We start from the raw sequence: 1,513 nt of genomic DNA, 5'->3' as shown, positions 1-1,513 counted from the left end.
CCTGCGCCGTAGAGCGGTACGCCCCTGCGGCGCAGCCGGCAGAATACCGTTACGAAGTCGAGCGCGAGGGCGTGTGCATCCGCAGCGAATGGCGGCCGCACACGCTGCGGATCCCGTCCCGGGAGGGGGTGCGTACGCTGCGCATTCGCGACCGCTGGCAGGAGATGCCCTCCGACACGCCGTTCTACTCCTCGGCATTCACCCGGGGCATCTTCGGCCGCGGGAAAACCGGTAATCCGAAGAAAGCAGCCGGCAACATCACCCTGCGCGTCATCCTGCCCACCCTGCGGCCGGACGAAACGCTCGCCGTCGCCGGCAGCGGCCGTGAACTGGGCGACTGGAAACGAATCGTCCCGATGGACGACAGCCGCTTCCCGGAATGGGAACTCACGCTACATACCGCACACCGGTTCGAATACAAATTCCTGATCGCCGACCGCAAGACCCTCACCCCCATCCTGTGGGAGGAGGGTGCCAACCGCACCTGGGGCGAACTGCCCGGCGCCGGCGAACACGCCCTCGACGCCGCGGCGTACCCGCGGTTCCCCGAACGCAGATGGCAGGGCGCCGGGACGGCGATCCCGGTCTTCTCGCTCCGTACGGAAGAGGATTTCGGCGTCGGTGAGTTCTACGACCTGAAACGGCTCATCGACTGGGCGGCCGCCACCGGGCAGTGCGTCATCCAGGTACTGCCGATCAACGATACCACCATGACCGGTACATGGGAAGACTCCTACCCCTACAACGCCAATTCGACCTTCGCCCTGCACCCGCAGTTCATCCGGCTGCCGGCCGCGGGCGTCGTGGAGGACGACGAGTACCGCACCCTGCGCAACGAACTGAACGCACTCCCCGAAATAGACTACGAACGGGTCAACCGGCACAAACTGCGGCTGCTCCGCCGGGCGTTCGAACGCCACGGAACCCGCACTGCGGCACGCCGCGACTACAAGGACTTCATCGCCGCCAATAGACACTGGCTCATCCCCTATGCCGCCTTCTGCACGCTGCGCGACGAAACGGGCACGCCCGACTTCACCCGCTGGGGCGGCTTCGCCCGCTATGACCGCAAAACCGTCGACGCCTACTGCCGCAGCCACAACCGCGACATCGCATTCCACTGCTATGTTCAATACCACCTGCATACGCAGTTGTCCGAGGTCTGCGCCTACGCCCGCGCCCACGGCATCGTCCTCAAGGGCGACCTGCCCATCGGCATCAGTCGCACGAGTGTCGACGCATGGCTCTACCCACACCTGTTCCACATGGACTCGCAGGCCGGGGCTCCGCCCGACGCATTCTCGGCCGTCGGGCAGAACTGGGGATTCCCGACTTACAACTGGGAACGCATGGCACGCGACGGCTACGCCTGGTGGCGGGCACGCATGGCCAAGATGGCCGAATACTTCGACGCCTTCCGCATCGACCATATCCTCGGCTTCTTCCGCATCTGGGAGATTCCCACGCATGCCGTACACGGGTTGCTGGGCTATTTCAACCCCGCCCTGCCCTA

1 protein-coding gene is annotated in these 1,513 nt (G+C 65.4%); it reads left to right on the top strand.

Annotation, left to right across the window (positions count from 1 at the left end; genetic code table 11):
- Nucleotides 1-1,513, top strand: a 1,513-nt coding sequence (locus HMPREF9720_RS10630; RefSeq protein WP_009598320.1) for a 4-alpha-glucanotransferase, incomplete at both ends; no start/stop codon positions are given.

This window comes from Alistipes sp. HGB5, from assembly GCF_000183485.2.
In the GTDB taxonomy this organism is placed as follows: Bacteria; Bacteroidota; Bacteroidia; order Bacteroidales; family Rikenellaceae; genus Alistipes; species Alistipes finegoldii.
The sequence above is the reverse complement of the archived record's forward strand: the minus strand, read 5'-3'. Positions and strand labels throughout refer to the sequence as shown.